The sequence below is a fragment of the Micrococcaceae bacterium Sec5.1 genome, assembly GCA_039636795.1.
In the GTDB taxonomy this organism is placed as follows: Bacteria; Actinomycetota; Actinomycetes; order Actinomycetales; family Micrococcaceae; genus Arthrobacter.
Window position 1 is genome coordinate 2,306,745 of the sequence record CP143430.1, and the last position, 17,572, is coordinate 2,324,316.

Annotated in this window: 16 protein-coding genes; 4 read left to right on the forward strand and 12 right to left on the reverse strand. The window is 61.8% G+C overall.

Annotation, left to right across the window (positions count from 1 at the left end):
- Positions 1-68 precede the first annotated feature (68 nt).
- From VUN82_10670 to VUN82_10685, 4 genes are read right to left on the reverse strand one after another with little or no spacing between them, the layout of a single operon-like run.
- Entirely contained in the window at positions 69-1,055 is a 987-nt protein-coding gene (locus VUN82_10670) for a 2-dehydropantoate 2-reductase (protein XAS74246.1), read from the reverse strand.
- Between the two features lie 22 nt (positions 1,056-1,077).
- Positions 1,078-1,869 (reverse strand): aldolase/citrate lyase family protein, encoded by a 792-nt coding sequence (locus tag VUN82_10675; protein ID XAS74247.1) that lies wholly within the window; start codon positions 1,867-1,869, stop codon positions 1,078-1,080.
- Positions 1,870-1,900: 31 nt separating this feature from the next.
- Positions 1,901-3,352, reverse strand: a complete 1,452-nt coding sequence (locus tag VUN82_10680) for an aldehyde dehydrogenase family protein (GenBank protein XAS74248.1) — start codon at positions 3,350-3,352, stop codon at positions 1,901-1,903.
- A gap of 37 nt (positions 3,353-3,389) precedes the next feature.
- Entirely contained in the window at positions 3,390-4,214 is an 825-nt protein-coding gene (locus tag VUN82_10685; protein ID XAS74249.1) for an SDR family oxidoreductase, read from the reverse strand.
- 272 nt (positions 4,215-4,486) lie between these two features.
- Between VUN82_10685 and VUN82_10690 the strand changes: the two genes are divergently transcribed.
- Positions 4,487-5,326: a hypothetical protein gene (locus VUN82_10690; GenBank protein XAS74250.1), complete on the forward strand. Its 840-nt coding sequence runs from the start codon at positions 4,487-4,489 to the stop codon at positions 5,324-5,326.
- Between the two features lie 167 nt (positions 5,327-5,493).
- The gene (locus VUN82_10695; GenBank protein XAS74251.1) at positions 5,494-6,171 is read left to right on the forward strand and encodes an aspartate/glutamate racemase family protein; all 678 of its coding nucleotides are present in this window, start codon (positions 5,494-5,496) and stop codon (positions 6,169-6,171) included.
- A gap of 527 nt (positions 6,172-6,698) precedes the next feature.
- Here VUN82_10695 and VUN82_10700 read toward each other — a convergent pair.
- From VUN82_10700 to VUN82_10715, 4 genes are all read right to left on the reverse strand, one after another.
- Positions 6,699-7,550, reverse strand: a complete 852-nt coding sequence (locus tag VUN82_10700) for a class II fructose-bisphosphate aldolase (protein XAS74252.1) — start codon at positions 7,548-7,550, stop codon at positions 6,699-6,701.
- The gene (locus VUN82_10705; GenBank protein XAS74253.1) at positions 7,550-7,729 is read right to left on the reverse strand and encodes a hypothetical protein; all 180 of its coding nucleotides are present in this window, start codon (positions 7,727-7,729) and stop codon (positions 7,550-7,552) included. The genes VUN82_10700 and VUN82_10705 overlap by 1 nt, the downstream gene beginning before the upstream one ends.
- A gap of 19 nt (positions 7,730-7,748) precedes the next feature.
- Positions 7,749-9,251 (reverse strand): four-carbon acid sugar kinase family protein, encoded by a 1,503-nt coding sequence (locus tag VUN82_10710; protein ID XAS74254.1) that lies wholly within the window; start codon positions 9,249-9,251, stop codon positions 7,749-7,751.
- A 162-nt stretch (positions 9,252-9,413) separates the two neighbouring features.
- On the reverse strand, positions 9,414-10,253 hold the full coding sequence (locus tag VUN82_10715) for a hypothetical protein (protein XAS74255.1): 840 nt from the start codon (positions 10,251-10,253) through the stop codon (positions 9,414-9,416).
- A gap of 272 nt (positions 10,254-10,525) precedes the next feature.
- On the opposite strand from VUN82_10715, the gene VUN82_10720 reads away from it, so the two are divergent.
- Complete coding sequence (locus tag VUN82_10720) at positions 10,526-11,350, forward strand: SDR family oxidoreductase (GenBank protein XAS74256.1); 825 nt, start codon at positions 10,526-10,528, stop codon at positions 11,348-11,350.
- 240 nt (positions 11,351-11,590) lie between these two features.
- Here the strand turns inward: VUN82_10720 and VUN82_10725 are convergent, their stop codons facing one another.
- The 4 genes from VUN82_10725 to VUN82_10740 all read right to left on the reverse strand — a co-directional run bounded on the left by VUN82_10725 (position 11,591) and on the right by VUN82_10740 (position 16,603).
- Positions 11,591-12,328, reverse strand: a complete 738-nt coding sequence (locus VUN82_10725) for an IclR family transcriptional regulator (protein XAS74257.1) — start codon at positions 12,326-12,328, stop codon at positions 11,591-11,593.
- A gap of 381 nt (positions 12,329-12,709) precedes the next feature.
- The gene (locus VUN82_10730; GenBank protein XAS74258.1) at positions 12,710-14,209 is read right to left on the reverse strand and encodes an aldehyde dehydrogenase family protein; all 1,500 of its coding nucleotides are present in this window, start codon (positions 14,207-14,209) and stop codon (positions 12,710-12,712) included.
- Between the two features lie 90 nt (positions 14,210-14,299).
- On the reverse strand, positions 14,300-15,067 hold the full coding sequence (locus VUN82_10735) for a glucose 1-dehydrogenase (GenBank protein ID XAS74259.1): 768 nt from the start codon (positions 15,065-15,067) through the stop codon (positions 14,300-14,302).
- Between the two features lie 93 nt (positions 15,068-15,160).
- A complete protein-coding gene (locus tag VUN82_10740) occupies positions 15,161-16,603 on the reverse strand; it encodes a sugar porter family MFS transporter (GenBank protein ID XAS74260.1) in 1,443 nt (480 codons plus the stop codon).
- A gap of 424 nt (positions 16,604-17,027) precedes the next feature.
- Between VUN82_10740 and VUN82_10745 the strand changes: the two genes are divergently transcribed.
- Positions 17,028-17,555: a cupin domain-containing protein gene (locus VUN82_10745; protein ID XAS74261.1), complete on the forward strand. Its 528-nt coding sequence runs from the start codon at positions 17,028-17,030 to the stop codon at positions 17,553-17,555.
- The last annotated feature ends 17 nt before the right edge of the window (positions 17,556-17,572 follow it).

The window sequence follows — 17,572 nt, forward strand, 5'->3', positions numbered from 1 at the left end:
CCTGGGAATCTCATAGCCCGCCCTACGGGCAACCTCAAGGACGAAACCCTTCGCCAGGACGAGCCGCGTCATCTACTGGTGTCGTGGTACAGTCCAGCGGCGCGTGCGCGCTGGGTAGCGAGCTCGATCACCAAATCGAGGTTGGGGGTGGGGACCTGCACTAGTTCGGCCAGATCGAGCGGGACCCGGAACAGTCCGTCGATCTCCATGGGCCGACCAGCCAAGAGGTCCTGCGCGATGCTTTGAAGATGACTGGATGTCGCCAGCTTGCTCAATCCTTTATCAGGATCGCCTGGGTCGCATCCGAGGGCGCGGGCAATCGCGACACCCTCGTCGGCCATCGCCTTGGCGGTGCCGGCAACGGCTGGCTTGTCAAGGACGTCCTTCATGGCCGAGGCGGTAACGACGCCGAGTGAACCCCCGATCAGGTTCATCACCAGCTTGGCCCAGACCGCGTCGCGGATTTTCGACGTGATGGTTACCTCCAGGCCGCTGGGGTTCAGGAGCGATGCCAGTATGTCGAGCCTTGCATCAGGCTTACCGTCGGGGCATCCGATGATCAGCCGGTTGACTGCGTTCTCGGCACGGATCACTCCCGGTGCGATTACACTGCAGGCAGTGTAGGCCACGGCGCCCGCAGCGCGTTCCGGGCCGATGTGGTCCCAGAGTGCCCCGGTGGGATCCAGCCGTCGCAAACGGGTACCGTCCAAGGTTCCGCCGTGAGAGTGGAAGTACCACCAAGGGATGCCGTTCATGACGAACAGCACCAGGCTGTCGCGGTGGAGCAGGGAAGCGACGTGCTCGGCGATGGCTGGCAGGGCCGGGGCCTTGACCGTGACGATGACAATGTCCTGGAGGCCAAGGCCGGCGGGCTGGTCGGTGGCGACCGGGTGGGAGAGGAGTGTCCCGTCGCGGGTTTCTACCCGCAAACCATTCTGTTGGATGGCGGCAAGCTGTTCACCGCGGGCGATCAGCGAGACCTCGGCGTCACTTCCGGCGAGCCGCCCGGCGATATGCCCACCGACGGCTCCGGCACCGTATATGCAGATTTTCATGTTCTCTGTTCCCTGGAGTCGACTACGCGAACTGCTGACGTTTTTGTGTTGCTGCAGTGCTGAGGAAGGTGATGTCGTTCCCGGTCGATACGTAACCGGCACCGAGTTCGAGGTATTGGCGGATCAGGTCCGGCCAACCACCAAGGCCGCCGATTCCCACCGAAACTCCATTCGCCTGGCAGGCCTTAATGACTCGCAGGTAGGCATCGTGCACCTTGGGGTGGTCCATCTGTCCGGCGATCCCAAGCCCGACGCTAAGGTCATTCGCTCCCACGAGGACCATGTCGAGGCCGTCCACGGCGGCAATTTCTTCGACGGCGTCGAGTCCCGTCTGGGACTCGATCATTGCGACGACCATCGAGGACTCATCAAGCACCCGGAGGACGTCGGCGGGCGGGTACGCCCGGTAGTTCAGCTGCGGGGCGGCGCCGGCGAGGGAGCGTTCCCCAAGGGGCGCGTGCTTCACTGCGCGGACGAGGGCGCGTGCCTGGGCGGCCGATTCCACGTCTGGCACGATGATGCCCATGGCGCCGGAGTCCATAACTCTGGCGATGAGTGCAGGGTCCAGGCCGGGGACGCGGACCAGAGGGGTGACGCCGAGGTGGTTGCAGGCCATGCAAATTTGCCCTGCGGCTTCCAGGGAGAAGCTGCTGTGCTCCATATCAATGTAAATGGAGTCAAAACCAGCGGTGTAGGCGATGGATGCGATGTCCACGGTCCGCACCAGCCGGACGGTCATCGAATATACGGTCTCGCCCTTGGCCAGCTTCTCTTTGGCGTGGTTGCGCAGCAGGGGAGTGGCTTCATTGTTCATGTTCTGTGGTCTCCTGATCGACGTAGTTGTTTTAGCCGAAGAGAGCCGGCAGTGTTTGGGCCTCGTCTTCGAACCCGTACACGGATTTGATTTCGAGGTATTCTTCAAGGCCGAACCTGCCCATGGAGCGGCCGATGCCTGACTGCTTGTAGCCGCCCATGGGGGTGTAGGAATCGGTGGCTGCGCCGTTGTAGCTGACTCGTCCGGCGCGCAGGCCGTTTACTACGCGGCGGGCATTTTCCCGGTCCCCGCCGAACACGTAGCCTCCGAGGCCATAGGGTGAATCGTTCGCGATCCGCAGGGCCTCGTCCTCGTCACGGTAGGGGATAACGGCCAGAACGGGTCCGAAGATTTCCTCCCGGGCGATCGTCATCTCCGGTGTAACTCCGGTGAACACGGTCGGCTGCACGAAATAGCCCTGGTCCAGGCCCTCAGGCCGTTCGAGGCCGCCGGTGACGAGGGTGGCGCCCTCGTCAAGACCGGTCTTGATGAGATCCCTGATCGATTTGTACTGCGCGGCGCTAATGACCGGGCCCATTGTCGTCGAGCCCTCCAGCGGGTCGCCCAGGCGGAAGCGCTGTGCCTCATCGACGAGGAAAGGTACCACCTGCTCCACCTGGCTTTCGTGCACCAGCATCCGGGTGGGGGCGTGGCAGGACTGACCGGCGTTGAAGAAGCTGCGTTGGATGTTCCAACGTGCGGCTTTTTCCAGGTCTGCGTCGGGCAGCACAATGTTCGCTGATTTTCCGCCCAGTTCAAGGGAAACGCGTTTCACGGTTTCCGCGGCGGCCGCTCCTACCTGCTGCCCGGCGCCGGTGGAACCTGTGAAGGAGATCATGTCCACACCAGGGTGGTGGGACAGCGCATCGCCGACCTCGCGGCCGGTCCCGTTCACCAGGTTGAAGACACCAGCCGGCACACCCGCCTCGTGCAGTACCTGGGCCAGAAGCGTGCCGCTGGCGGCAGAGTTGATACTGGGTTTGGCGACGATGGTGCACCCGGCAGCGAGCCCATAAATCAGCTTGATAACGCCGGTTTGGATAGGCCAGTTCCAAGGTGAGATCAGAGCACAAACGCCGATCGGCTCGCGACGGACAATGGCGCCGCCTATACGCGATTCGAAGGGGTATTCCCGCAAGATGTCGCGGGCTACGCTCATGTGCTGCGCTGGGCCGGTGACTTGGGCGCGGCTGCTGATGGGGATGCCAACTTCGCGCGCAATCAACTCGGAGAACTCGTCCGTGTACGACTCGTATACGTCGATGATGCGATCAATCAGAGCGATCCGTTCGTCCACGGAGGTGGTGGAGAAGCTTTCGAACGCGCGCTGGGCAGCCGCGACGGCGCGATCCACGTCCGCTGCGCTCCCCAAGGTAACCCGGGCGAAGGCCTCCTCGCGCGTGGGGTCGATGAGTTCCACTTCGCGGGGGTTGGTCGGATCAGTCCATTGACCGTCGATGTAAAGGTGCGGGTACTTCTTCATGATCGGGGTTCTCCTGTGGGGTGGCGTGTGGGGTGGGTTAGCTGCTGTGGGTGTAGCCGCCGTCGCAGGCGATGGTTTGGCCGGTGATGAAGGCAGCGGCGGGTGTGGCGAGGAAGAACATGATGCCGACGAGGTCGGTGGGGACCATTCCGCGGGGGATGCATTGCAGGGACGCGGCGCGTTCGCGGACTTCGGCGGTGGGGTTGACGGTGCGTTCGACTTCGGTGGCGACGCTGCCGGGGCGGATGCAGTTGACGGTGATCCCGTGGCTGCCGAGTTCACGGGCCAGGGAGTTGGTCATGCCGATCAGTGCTGATTTGGAAGTGACGTAGTGCAGGTAGTTCACGGTGCCGCGGGTGACTGCGTCGGATGAGATGTTGATGATACGGCCGAAGCCGGCTTTGCGCATGTGGGCAGCGACTGCTTTGACGCAGAGGTAAGTGCCGGTGATGTTGACCTTCAGTACGTGTTCCCACTGCTCCAGGGGGATCTCGTCGAACGGGCCCTTGTCGATGCTCGCGAAGATCGAGGCGTTGTTGATCAGCACGTCGACCCGGCCCCAGGTTTGGATCACGGTGTCGACCATGGCGGTGACGGACGCTTCGTCGGCCACGTTCACCTTGACGGCCAGGCCTACCCCGCCGGCGTCATGAATTTCCTTCACGACTGCTTCGGCCTTGTCGATGGCAAGGTCGGCTACGACGGCAACGGCTCCGGCTGCTGCGAACTGGCGCGCCAGTTCCCGCCCGATGCCCTGGGCTGCGCCGGTGACAATAACTACCCGCCCCTCGACGCTGAAGTCCCGCGCTGATGCCGGGACGCCGGAGTCATGGGGAATGTGGGTCAGGGGTGTCGTCGTCATGGTCGATTCCTCGTTGGTTTCGCATCGTGATGGTGGTAGAGGCAGTGATGAACAGGGGTTGCCGTCATAAACCCGCATTCACCCGTAACCGCCTAAAGCGGTGTGGGAAACAGGAGCGGCGGAACCCCCTTGCCCTTGAACAATATCCCGCCATGTGGGATAGTGTCAATGGACGGCGGCCGGTTCTGCACGAATTGCAGCGGCGGGCCGGGCGCCCCACCCCCGCGGATCTTGCCGGGGGAATACATCGACTTTGTGTTAAGGAGCAGGACATGCGCGTAAGCAAGGCAGCGGATACTGACATCGAAGCAGTCGGATCCATGCGTGAAGGAGTGCTGGACCAGAAGCACCTGCTGTTCGGTGAGGACGGCTCGCCGAACAATTACGACCTGAACATGGGCCACACCGGCGGCGGCGGGTGGCGGACCCCGCGTCACCGGCACAATTTTGACCAGGTCCGCTACGTGATCAAGGGCCGCCTGCCCTACTCCGAGAACGATTTCCTGGAGGAAGGCTGGGTCGGGTACTTCCCCGAGAGCGTCCACTACGGCCCGCAGGAACGCGCCGAGGGCCTGCGCACCCTGGTCCTGCAGGCCGGCGGCGCCAGCGGCCAGGGCTACCTCTCCGTCGCCCAGCGCGAAGCGACCAACGCCGAGCTGGAAAAGACCGGCGAATTCAAAAAGGGCATGTACACCTACACCGACGCCAACGGCGACGAGCAGACCGTGGACGGCTCCCAGGCGATCTTCGAACACGCCACCGGCGGCAAGCTCGAATTCGCCACCCCCCGCTACGAAGACGTCATCGCCATGAACCCCGACGCCTACGACTGGCTCCCCTCAGCCAACCAGGGCGTGTCCGAGAAATGGCTGGGCACCTTCACCGAGCGCAACTTCCGCATCGGATTCCTCCGACTCGAAGCCCGCGCCGTTTACCAGGCAGGCCAGTTCCCCTCCATCGAAATCCTGTTCCAGACCAAAGGCCAGGTCACCGCAGGAGGAGAAAAATACGGCCCCGAAACCGGCTACGAATTCCTCGCCAACGAAGGCCCCAAACCCCTCGAAGCCATCGAACCCACCGAATTCCTCCGCTTCGTACTCCACACCTTCTAACCACCACAGACCAGCACGGGGCCCACAACGGGCCCCGTGCCCACCCACACAGCCACACGCAAAAAGTAAAGCTCTGCATCTCCAACTAGTTGCAGTCACCCAATCCAGATCAGCCTTGATGCATCGCCAGACGCGTCGGGCATCCCAGCCCAGAGGAAGTAACCAGAATGCCAAAGAAGATCGCGATTCTGCACACAAGCTTCGTATTCGTATCCGTCGAGCCTGTGATCAATGACCTCATTGCCGAGCTCATCCCAGATGCTGAAGTCATGCACTTTGTAGACTCTGACGTTTTGGCCACAGTTGTGCGCGAGCAAGGTATTTCACGGAACAGCGAGGCGCGAATGACCCATCTTGCGCAGGCGGCAGAAGCAGCAGGGGCGGACATCATCTTCTCTGCATGCTCTTCTTTGGGACCGGCGCTGGACGTCGCGGCCCAAAACGTTCGCACCCCAGTGGTGAAAATTGACGAGGCGATGGCAATTCGCGCCGCCCGCGAAGGTAACCGTATTGGCGTCCTGGCCACCGTGCCCACCACGCTTGGTCCGACATCAGACCTGATCCAAGCAAAAGCCGACGAAATCGGGCGCAGCATTACGATCGAGCAGCGCTTGTGCGAAGGAGCGTTCTCAGTCCTTATGTCGGGGGACCGCGAAAAGCACGACGCCATGATCACTGAGCAGGCGACAGATCTTGCGAAAAACGTTGACATTATCGTTCTGGCACAAGCATCCATGAATCGACTTGCCGGCGTTCTTCAGGAAAAGACCAAGATGACAGTGCTGTCGAGCCCTCGTATAGGCGTGGACTACCTCGCTCAGCGCGTCGCGGAACTCCCTGCGTAAGCATTTCGGGGGAGCCACTTTGTTCTCCCCGTCTGCCGCCAGTCCTCATCCCTGAAGGATCTAATCGCCCTGAACCTTGAGTCATGATTTGCCTACAATCTACTGGCCTTGGGAGGCGACGGTTCTCCACATGCGCTGAGTCAGGACGTGGATACACGCTGGATAGGTGAAGACCTCTTAGCTTGGTAGTGATCACACACAGCCAACGCCTAGGAGGTCTTCATGTTTCACGGTCCATGTCCAGGCTGTAGGAGCCGAACCCGGCGACCTGGCAACGGATCCGGGCTGCACCGCGCCTGCGCCGAGGTCCTGGCCGACAACAAAAGGCTCGACCTGCGCGGATTCCATCCTGATTAAACCCCAGCAACCCTGACAGAATGAAAAGCAGAACGCTTCGACCGCTCCCTGCAACTGAACTAGGCCGGCAACCGGAAACCAGGACGCACCCACGCCTTCCAGCCATGGGGCTGTACTTCTGCAAGAAACCAGCGGCCATACGGGAAGGCCCGGGGGCGGGATGAGTGCGTTTAGCGGGTGAGGGTGTCCAGGGCACTGAAAGCGAATTTCCTGGCTGTGATGTTCCAATGACCCACCAGACTCTGTAGGTTCTCACCGTCGGCCCGGTGTCCTGGTAGCTGTTCCTGCAGGATGCCCAGGATGCCGGTGCGCAGCTCGGTATTGAAGTTGACCTTGCCCACGTTCATGGCCGCCGCCTTAACCAATTCCTCCGCAGGGATGCCCGACGCGCCATGGAGCACTAAGGGAATGTGGGTCTGCACCGCGATGTCTTGCAGGACATCCCAGCGCAGCTGGGGTTCGCCTTTGTACTTGCCATGGACGTTGCCCACAGCCACCGCCAGCAGTTCGGCGCCAGTACGGGACACAAAGCTTTCCACCTGGGCAGAATCGGTTAGACCAGCCACGGAGACCCCGGACTGATCAGCACCGAACGCCCGGTCCTCATCTCCGGCGAGGCCACCGAGCTCCGCTTCCAGCACTACATCGGGACCCAGCAACGCGCGGGCCGCCACAACCAACGCGATGTTTTCCTCGTAGGGAAAGCAGGAACCGTCCGCGAGGACGGAATCCGCCCCCGCCGCAACGGCGTCGGCCATCAGTTTGAGGTCTGAGGCGTGGTCCAGCTGGACTGCCACGGGAACGTCCGCGGCGTCCGCCAGGCCCCGCAACGCCGCCAACAGTCGCAGGCCGTTAGGGGTGGCGGCGGTCTTCGGGGCCACCATCAGGATCACGCCACGGCCTGCTTCCTCGGCCGCGCTAACCACTGCCAGCGCTGTGGTGAAGTCGTAGCAGGTGAAGGCGGGGACGGCTGAACCGTGCTGCAGGGCGGAGGTGACCAGGTGGTCGAGTCGGGTGCGCATCAGACTGCCAGGCCTCCCACAGGGCTCCAGGCGACGAAAGTCAGCGTGAAGCCGGCCCGCCTGCTCACCGCAGTGGACGGCATGGCGGATGTGACGGTCTCCATCGGTGCCAGGGGCGCGGCCATTGGCAGTGCCACGGCACGCAGACCATGGACAGAGCTGGTGTAGTTGCTGTTCATGTTCGTCCCTAATTCCAGGTTAGAAGGCGTTGCTGAGTTTGCGGGTGACGTCGGCGAGGGACTGGTCATCGCCCACGTTGCCGGCGAAGACGATGTAGGGGATGCCCTTGGCGGGTCCGTCCACGGGTTCCCAGAGGGAGACTATGCCGGGAAGCATGGGGCCGCGGACGATTGCGTGGCGGATCTCGAGTCCGTGGGCGGCTACGTCGGAGGAGGTGATGCCGCCTTTGGCGATGACGAATCGCGGCGGGAAGGTTTTCAGGGTCCGGTTGACAATGGCGACGACGGCTGCCGAGACTGTGCGTGCGATCCGCAGGCTTTCAGTGGGATCGCTCGTCTTGATGAGCAGGCGGCTGGTGTGAACGATGACGTCGCCGCGGCGGAGGGCCTCGACGACGGAATCGACCGTCTGGTTCAGGTAGGCGTCAGCGGCTGTTTCGGTTTCGGCGGCGAGGAGTTTCTCGACGTCGATCTCCACGATGCGGGCGGCGCTGTGCTGTTCCGTCAGCGCTTTGAGTTGCCGCGTGGTGACGCCCACATGGGAGCCGACGACGATCAGGCCGCCGGCTTCGGACGGGGTGTTGCCGGCGTAGGCTTCGGCACGGCTGAGTTCGGCGCGGATCTCCTGACCAATGCGTGCCCGCACGAACGGCGGACCCACGCGGTACAGCAGTTTCTTACCGCGGCGTTCCGCTTCCTCCAGGCCGAGGGACAGGGCCCGGAGGTCGTTTTCGCTGACGATGTCGGCCACGATGGGGGTCGAGCCCGCGGCGGCTTCGACGGCGTCGGCGATGGCCTTGGCGCTGATCCGTGCACCGATGGCAGGATCCTGGGCTGCTGCGCCGGCGCGGATGATGTTAAGGTCCACCACAATCACGGACTCGGCGGCGAAGCGTCCCTTGGACTTCTCCTGGACGTAGTCGGCCATCACGGAGGTGGTGAAACCGAAGGTGGCGTCCTTGGCGAATTCGGTCTCGGACACCGGGGTGAGGGTGCCGGCTGCCTCGCCGGTGCCGCGCATGTAGTGGACGCCGCCGATGGTGACCCGCCCGGCGTCGGGGAAGGCGGGAACCAGCACCACACCGTCGGTCTTTTCTCCGCTGACATCCGCCACGGTGGCGGCAATAACATCCGGTTCCAACGGGTAATGGCCGCGCAGGGTGGAATCGCTGCGGCTGACAAAGCTCAAGCGCAGTTTTTCCAGGGACCCCGCGGCGGTGAGGGCGTTACGGACCACTTCCTCATTTCTAGAAGCGGCCTCGGCCGGGTCCAGGCTACGGGTATTGGTCAGGACGTACACGGCCGGCTTGGACTGGCCGAAGGCCCAGATGAAGTCCTCAACTTCCCAGTGGGTGAGCACCGGTAGGTCCGCAACTGACTGGGTTCCGGTGGGGTCGTCGTCAAGCACCACCAGCACCCGGGGGGCTTTCGCGTTGGAGGTGGCCAAGGCTTCAGCCACTGTCGCAGCAGGGATCGGGACCTCGGCCGGGTAGGCGGCCAGAACGTCTGCTTCAAGCGTCACTATGTACTCCGTTGTCATGAATGGTATTGGCAGAGCTCAATTCGGACATATTGCATTCGAATTGGCAGTTTGTAGGGCAGAGGGACGCCGCTTTCTCAGTACCGTCCCGGCTGTGTGGGTGGGCACGGGGCCCGTTGTGGGCCCCGTGCTGGTCTGTGGTGGTTAGAAGGTGTGGAGTACGAAGCGGAGGAATTCGGTGGGTTCGATGGCTTCGAGGGGTTTGGGGCCTTCGTTGGCGAGGAATTCGTAGCCGGTTTCGGGGCCGTATTTTTCTCCTCCTGCGGTGACCTGGCCTTTGGTCTGGAACAGGATTTCGATGGAGGGGAACTGGCCTGCCTGGTAAACGGCGCGGGCTTCGAGTCGGAGGAATCCGATGCGGAAGTTGCGCTCGGTGAAGGTGCCCAGCCATTTCTCGGACACGCCCTGGTTGGCTGAGGGGAGCCAGTCGTAGGCGTCGGGGTTCATGGCGATGACGTCTTCGTAGCGGGGGGTGGCGAATTCGAGCTTGCCGCCGGTGGCGTGTTCGAAGATCGCCTGGGAGCCGTCCACGGTCTGCTCGTCGCCGTTGGCGTCGGTGTAGGTGTACATGCCCTTTTTGAATTCGCCGGTCTTTTCCAGCTCGGCGTTGGTCGCTTCGCGCTGGGCGACGGAGAGGTAGCCCTGGCCGCTGGCGCCGCCGGCCTGCAGGACCAGGGTGCGCAGGCCCTCGGCGCGTTCCTGCGGGCCGTAGTGGACGCTCTCGGGGAAGTACCCGACCCAGCCTTCCTCCAGGAAATCGTTCTCGGAGTAGGGCAGGCGGCCCTTGATCACGTAGCGGACCTGGTCAAAATTGTGCCGGTGACGCGGGGTCCGCCACCCGCCGCCGCCGGTGTGGCCCATGTTCAGGTCGTAATTGTTCGGCGAGCCGTCCTCACCGAACAGCAGGTGCTTCTGGTCCAGCACTCCTTCACGCATGGATCCGACTGCTTCGATGTCAGTATCCGCTGCCTTGCTTACGCGCATGTCCTGCTCCTTAACACAAAGTCGATGTATTCCCCCGGCAAGATCCGCGGGGGTGGGGCGCCCGGCCCGCCGCTGCAATTCGTGCAGAACCGGCCGCCGTCCATTGACACTATCCCACATGGCGGGATATTGTTCAAGGGCAAGGGGGTTCCGCCGCTCCTGTTTCCCACACCGCTTTAGGCGGTTACGGGTGAATGCGGGTTTATGACGGCAACCCCTGTTCATCACTGCCTCTACCACCATCACGATGCGAAACCAACGAGGAATCGACCATGACGACGACACCCCTGACCCACATTCCCCATGACTCCGGCGTCCCGGCATCAGCGCGGGACTTCAGCGTCGAGGGGCGGGTAGTTATTGTCACCGGCGCAGCCCAGGGCATCGGGCGGGAACTGGCGCGCCAGTTCGCAGCAGCCGGAGCCGTTGCCGTCGTAGCCGACCTTGCCATCGACAAGGCCGAAGCAGTCGTGAAGGAAATTCATGACGCCGGCGGGGTAGGCCTGGCCGTCAAGGTGAACGTGGCCGACGAAGCGTCCGTCACCGCCATGGTCGACACCGTGATCCAAACCTGGGGCCGGGTCGACGTGCTGATCAACAACGCCTCGATCTTCGCGAGCATCGACAAGGGCCCGTTCGACGAGATCCCCCTGGAGCAGTGGGAACACGTACTGAAGGTCAACATCACCGGCACTTACCTCTGCGTCAAAGCAGTCGCTGCCCACATGCGCAAAGCCGGCTTCGGCCGTATCATCAACATCTCATCCGACGCAGTCACCCGCGGCACCGTGAACTACCTGCACTACGTCACTTCCAAATCAGCACTGATCGGCATGACCAACTCCCTGGCCCGTGAACTCGGCAGCCACGGGATCACCGTCAACTGCATCCGCCCCGGCAGCGTCGCCACCGAAGTCGAACGCACCGTCAACCCCACCGCCGAAGTCCGCGAACGCGCCGCGTCCCTGCAATGCATCCCCCGCGGAATGGTCCCCACCGACCTCGTCGGCATCATGTTCTTCCTCGCCACACCCGCCGCTGCCTTCATCACCGGCCAAACCATCGCCTGCGACGGCGGCTACACCCACAGCAGCTAACCCACCCCACAGGAGAACCCCCATCAGCGGGGTGCTGAAACCGGCTTTTGGCCCCCATCGCGTTATCGCTAATGGCGTGCAAAACGTGCCGAATCGGATGGGCCCTTCGTCACATATTGCTTCAGGGGCCGCCTGTTGGCGCGAACGACATGCCAGCTAAATGCTCGGCTGCCATTCCCGTGCATATGTAGCGTCGCGTTGTCCTTTTGGCTGTGGTGTTGGAGCCGTGGAATTTTTGGTTTATTGACTCTGTTGGTTCCCCAGCAGGCGTCCGGATATGGTCGATGCCGCTTGCTTGACAGCGAGGACCGCTTGCTGGACCTCCACGTCGCGCCGGGCTTTTTCATCCCAGGCGACACCGACACTGCCCAAGGCTACCTTTTGCTCGTTGAAAATCGGTGCTGCGAGGCCGTAGACGCCGGGGTTGAATTCTCCCATGGTCAGCAAGTAGCCGTCTTTCTTTATCTCGCCCAAAGTCTTGCGGAAGACGCTCCAGGTGCTGCCCAGTCCGGCGTCCTCAATTTCAGTGCTGTGACGGGCGTAGATGGCTTTCAGCCGGTGGTGGGGGAAATGGGCGAGGATGACTTTCGATACTGCCCCTTGGAACAGGGGCCGTCGCTGCCCCCGGCTAAACCGGTTGGCCGGACTCTTCGGGGCGCGGGCTTCTCCGATGCACAAGACGGAGTCACGGAACGCTGTACACAGAAGGGCTGAGTGCCCGATTTTGTCCACCAGGTCCTCGAGCACGCCATGGCTGGCCAGGAGTAATGGGTCGGTCTGGCGAATCTGCAGGTCCATCTCGATGATCCGGGGGCCGAGGCTGTAGAAGCCGTTACGCACCGTGGTGAGCAGCCCTGCATCATGCAGGGTCTTAATGTACCGGTATCCCGTTGACCTGGAAGTCTCCAGAGCTTCAATAATATCCGCTGTTGACCAAACAGGCTCAGCTTCACTGAACAGGTCCAGAACGTTCAGCATCCTTGCCAGACTCCCAGCGCTATCTGGAGCCGCAATACTTTCCCCAGCGCCATCCAATGAACCGCGTCCTCCCATGACGTGACTCCAATCCCTTTCCTTGTGTCACCCAGCCAACGGGCGATCAGAGTCCACGTTCGCGGGCTACCAAGCAGGCCGATGCGCCGGCTAACGACTGCTCTAGATGCCTCAGATGATGGGCGACTTTTACTACGGGTGCCGGTAGTGCTGACTATTATACTGCGTACCAATGTGGAGGCCGCGCAGCGATGCGGCTGGCGGTGCCTGCCGCCCCAACGAATTGAAGCAGCAGGCACCGCCAAGTCCGATCCTGTGCAGATTCCGCAAGCCAGAGCAAAACCTGCACGCGTAGCCCCGCGGCGGTTAGAGTTGCATGTAGACGCTTTTGGTGTAGAGGTAGTTGTCCATGTGTGCGGCGGTGCCTTTGTAGCCGTAGCCGCTCATCTTGGTGCCGCTGAATCCGACCAGGGGGTCGATGTAGCCGTAGCAGTTCACCCACATGGTGCCGGTGTGCACGCCGTGGACCACCTGAAGGGCGGTGGAGAGGTTTTGTGACCATACTGCTCCGCCGAGGCCGAAATCGCTGTCGTTGGCGATGGTGATGGCTTCGTCGATGTCGTCGAAGGACAGGATCGAAAGGACCGGGCCGAAGATCTCTTCGCGGGCGATGCGCATCTGGTTGGTCACGGCACCGAAGACGGTGGGTTGGACGTAGTATCCGTTGCCGAGTTCGTCCCCGAGCCGTTGGCCGCCGTGAAGCAGTTCGGCCCCTTCGTTCTTGCCGATGTCGATGTAGGACAGGACAGTGTCCAACTGCTGTTGGGAGATGACCGGTCCCATGGTTGCGGTGTCGTCGAGGCTGTGGCCGACCCGCTGGGTTTGCATGAAGGCCAGCAGCCGCCGGGTGAACTCGTCAACGATGGACCGCTGAACCAGCACCCGGGTCCCGGCGAAACAGATCTGGCCGGAGTTGGCGAAAACGCCCATTGCGGCGCCGGGAACGGCCTTGTCCAGGTCCGCGTCCGCGCACACAATGTCCGCGGACTTGCCGCCCAGTTCCAGCTGCAGCTTTTTGATATTCGTCGTGGACGCCTCGATGATGCGCCGGCCGGTTTCAGTCGAGCCGGTGAAAGCGATGCGGTCCACGTCGGGGTGGGCCGCCAGCGCGTTGCCGGCATCGCTGCCGGGGCCGGTGACGACATTGATGACGCCTGCGGGCACGCCGGCTTCGTGGAGGATCTCGGCAACCCGCAAAACCGAAAGAGAAGCTTCCGAAGCCGGCTTGAGCACCGTGGTGCAGCCGCTGGCCAGAACGGCCCCGATGATCCAGAACTGACCGCCGAGGGGGCCGTTCCAGGGGATGATGCCGCCGATGACACCGACCGGGGCCTTCAGTGTCATGGTCGCGACGTTGCCGGGGATGCCGTTCATCAGTGTCTCGCCTGAGATGTTGGTAGCCTGTCCGGCGAAGAATGCCAGCATCTTCATCAGGGCGGGCTTGGAGTTGCGCAGCCTTGAGATCGGGGCGCCCATGTCCAGCGCTTCGATCTGGATCAGTTCCTCGAATCTTTCGTCAAGGACCTGGGCGATGCGGGTCAGCAATCCCTGGCGCTCGTACGGTGTCCAGGTGCTCCACGGACCCTTGAATGCCTTTCGTGCAGCGAGGACGGCACGGTCGACGTCGGCCTCACCGCCGGAAGCAAACCGCGCCAGAAACTCTCCGGTGGACGGGGTGGTGGTGGTCAGTGTCTTTCCCGACGCCGCAGGGACCCGCTGTCCATCGATAAAGAGGTGGTGCACATCGCGGGACAGGAAATCCTGCGCCTGCTCGCTCAAAGCGAAGTTTTGCTCGGTTACGGTCATGACTTTCCTCTCAGATGACCCTTTGACATTCCGTCAAACAAAATGAAAACGCCGTGGTGATGAAGTTCCGGCCGTCGGCCGGATGGCATGTCAGATTCCTGCTGTTTGGCCGCCGTCGATGACCATTGCGTGACCGGTTGCAAATGAACCGAGATCAGAAGACAGCCAGAGTACGGCCGACGCGATCTCCTCTGGGCTGCCCATCCTGCCGACAGGTTCCTGACCGATCACGTGGGCCCGTCCTTCCGGGGTGCCGCCGGAGAATCTGTCCATCATCGGCGTTTCGATGATGCCCGGGCAAATAGCATTGACCCTGATGCCCTGCGCGGCGTAGTCGAGAGCCGTTGATTTTGTCAGGCCGATCAGACCGTGCTTTGCGGCAACGTATGCAGCCTGGCCTCGTATCCCCATGACGCCGGCGCCTGATGAGGTGTTGACGATAGAGCCACCGCCGTGTTCGAGCATTGCGGGGATCTCGTACTTCATGCAGAGGAAGGCGCTGCTCAGGTCGATGTTGATGATTCTCGACCACTCATGCTCGGAGATGTCGACGAGGGGTGCTGCGGGTTGTTCGATACCAGCGTTGTTGAAGGCGATGTCGAGGCGACCAAACTGCTCAACGGTTTGGTTGATGGCGGCCTGGATGTCACTGGATGAAGTAACGTCGCACTTTACGGCCAGGACCTTCCCGCCATGCTCGGCGGCGAGTCGAGCGGTCTCGTCATTGCCGACCGTATCTATGTCGGCCAGCACCACGTTCGCGCCTTCGGTTGCGAATGCCAGCGCCGTAGCCCGGCCAATGCCGCTGCCGGCACCGGTTACGAAGGCAACCTTTCCGGCGAACCTTTGTTCAGTCATCTTGGGTATCACTTTCTGTCGTAGGGGTGAAGCTCGGGAGCAGCTGATTCGGCGGCCGGATCGGAAGGCGCCGAAAGGGTTGTTAGGGCCGTTCTATGTCAACGGCGTGTCCGTAACCGCACCGCTGTAGCGATCACGCAACTCGATCTCGAGCTCTTCCAGGGTGCGCCCTTTGGTCTCCGGGATATAACGGAAGGCGAAGAGCGCCGCGAGCACATTGAGGATCATGAACCCAGAGAAAACAGCCACCGAGCCGAACCGCTCAGCAAGAATGGGGAAAAGGAACGAGATGAGAGAGTTGGCGATCCACAACCCGCCGAGGGCTGCGCCCATGGCGAACCCCCGGATAGGCAAAGGGAACAGTTCCGAGAGCACGAGGAAGCCTGTGGTGCCCAGGAAGGTGACCATAAAGGCCGTTACTAAGAGCATGAACAGCAGGATCAAGTACGAACGCAGGATCGACTCGGGCAGCAGGTAGGTGAAGAGGAGTCCAAGATGCGAGGCCGCAACCCCGCCGAACCCGAGCAGCATCATCTTGCGGCGTCCCATAAGGCCGAGAATCCACATCCCGACAATGGTGAAGACAATCATGGCGATTCCGACGGTCACAGAAGCGAGCAGCGAGGCGGAGCGCGTAAGGCCGGAGCTTTCCAGCACGGTCGGCGCGTAGTACATGACCACGTTGATGCCTGTGGTCTGCTGGGCGATCGCGAGGATGATCCCGACGAGGATCAGGCGCTTCATCCAGGGTTCGCTGCGGAGGGTTGAGAGGACGGAGATTTTGCCCTCAAGGTGGTCGGCTTCGACGATCTCCGTGATCTGCCGGTACTCGTCCTCGACCCGGTCCGCATGATGTGCTCGCTGCAGAGTGCGCTTTGCCTCGGCATACATCTGCTTGCTCGCGTACCAACGCGGGGTGTCGGGCAAGCTGAGCATCCCGACGAGAAGCCCGGCAGCCGGAATAAGAGCGATGCCAAGCATGTAGCGCCAAACGACCGTGTCGTGGATCAGGTTGGCGAGCACTGCGTTGATAACGAACGCCAGGAACAAACCGATAACCAGCATGAGCTGGTTCACCGTGACGATCCGGCCGCGCTGCGAAGCCGGCGCCATTTCGGCGAGATACAGCGGAACGACGACGGATGCGACGCCAACGGCGTAACCGAGTGCGATGCGCCCCGTGACCAGGATGGCGATGCTGGGAGCCAACGTACATATGACCGTACCAATAACGAAGATCACGCCGGCAATGACCAGCGATTTCTTCCGTCCCACCCGGTCAGCAATGGGCCCGCCCAGAAGTGCACCTGCGGTTGCTCCGGGGAACAGCAGCGAAGTAACGACCAGGCCCTCGATAACGGGAGTCAACTGGAAGTCCTCCTGGAGGTACACCAGCGCTCCTGCGATCACCCCTGTATCGAAGCCGAATAGGAGACCTCCCAAGCTGGCGATCATAGTCAGGCGGAACAGGAATGTTCTTGGGTCTTCCTGGCTGTTCTTGGTCAGAACCTTTGTCGAGAGTGAATTATCAGACACAAAGTCTCCTTAGCGGTTGGACGGGTTCAGGGCCCGCATCCCACTTGGGTTCGATCGACGGTGTTCGTTCATGTGCCTTGTTACCTTAATTCGGGTGTCCGATGCGCAGCGGCGCGAACACGACGGTGTGTTGAACTGGTCCTTCTCGACTCGGTGGCACCGATTCGAGAGGGACCGTGATGGGGCTGCTAATGCCCGTTGGCTCAATGAGCTGGGTGACAATGCTGTGACGGTGCGCACAGTTCATAATTGACAATATCCTGCAATCTGGGACATAGTCAATTCCACGAGCATGCGCGACTGCCACACCCTAGTGCGAGACACGGAGACTGCGCTTTTGGCCAAAACAGGGTGCGGCCCCTACGGAAAGATTCGCGCTCTTTGCGGCGAAGGAACAAGAACACCATTGGAAAGGACCATAACCATGGCTGGAGAACATCGGGACTTTCAGTCCCGCCTCATCGTTACCGGACTAGATGCCGACGGCCGGTCGACTTTTGTTAGCGACGGTGCGACGACTGACCGGCTCGTCGCGGACGGCTATACGCGTAACCACCTGTGGCAAGCGACGGAGGTCCCCACGCCTGTCATGGCGCCCAACGGTCCAGGTAACGCCTCGATCATCCCGCCGCCTCCGGCTGGCTATAACTACGTAATCACTGCCTTTGCTCCTGACAGCGAGTGGGATTACGAAGGAGGCTACGCGCGAATTCTTGCCGAGTCTGGTGCCGGCGATGCAGTTGATCCCACGGATGCCCCCGGCATGCACACAACTGACACCATCGATATCGTCACCATCATTTCAGGAGAGGCGATTGTGTTGCTTGACACGGGCGAGACGACCATGAGGCAGGGTGACACCATCGTTCAGCGGGGTACCAAACACGCGTGGCGGAATCGGACGGATAAGCCTTGTGTGGTCTCAGCGGTTCACGTCAGCGTAGTTCGCTGAGGCTTCATTTAGCGGCA

Excerpts from the sequence above, each read along its gene's own strand:
- VUN82_10670 (XAS74246.1), bottom strand. The coding sequence starts at position 1,055 with ATGAAAATCTGCATATACGGTGCCGGAGCCGTCGGTGGGCATATCGCC.
- VUN82_10675 (XAS74247.1), bottom strand. The coding sequence starts at position 1,869 with ATGAACAATGAAGCCACTCCCCTGCTGCGCAACCACGCCAAAGAGAAG.
- VUN82_10680 (XAS74248.1), bottom strand. The coding sequence starts at position 3,352 with ATGAAGAAGTACCCGCACCTTTACATCGACGGTCAATGGACTGATCCG.
- VUN82_10685 (XAS74249.1), bottom strand. The coding sequence starts at position 4,214 with ATGACGACGACACCCCTGACCCACATTCCCCATGACTCCGGCGTCCCG.
- VUN82_10690 (XAS74250.1), top strand. The coding sequence starts at position 4,487 with ATGCGCGTAAGCAAGGCAGCGGATACTGACATCGAAGCAGTCGGATCC.
- VUN82_10695 (XAS74251.1), top strand. The coding sequence starts at position 5,494 with ATGCCAAAGAAGATCGCGATTCTGCACACAAGCTTCGTATTCGTATCC.
- VUN82_10700 (XAS74252.1), bottom strand. The coding sequence starts at position 7,550 with ATGCGCACCCGACTCGACCACCTGGTCACCTCCGCCCTGCAGCACGGT.
- VUN82_10705 (XAS74253.1), bottom strand. The coding sequence starts at position 7,729 with ATGAACAGCAACTACACCAGCTCTGTCCATGGTCTGCGTGCCGTGGCA.
- VUN82_10715 (XAS74255.1), bottom strand. The coding sequence starts at position 10,253 with ATGCGCGTAAGCAAGGCAGCGGATACTGACATCGAAGCAGTCGGATCC.
- VUN82_10720 (XAS74256.1), top strand. The coding sequence starts at position 10,526 with ATGACGACGACACCCCTGACCCACATTCCCCATGACTCCGGCGTCCCG.
- VUN82_10725 (XAS74257.1), bottom strand. The coding sequence starts at position 12,328 with ATGCTGAACGTTCTGGACCTGTTCAGTGAAGCTGAGCCTGTTTGGTCA.
- VUN82_10730 (XAS74258.1), bottom strand. The coding sequence starts at position 14,209 with ATGACCGTAACCGAGCAAAACTTCGCTTTGAGCGAGCAGGCGCAGGAT.
- VUN82_10735 (XAS74259.1), bottom strand. The coding sequence starts at position 15,067 with ATGACTGAACAAAGGTTCGCCGGAAAGGTTGCCTTCGTAACCGGTGCC.
- VUN82_10745 (XAS74261.1), top strand. The coding sequence starts at position 17,028 with ATGGCTGGAGAACATCGGGACTTTCAGTCCCGCCTCATCGTTACCGGA.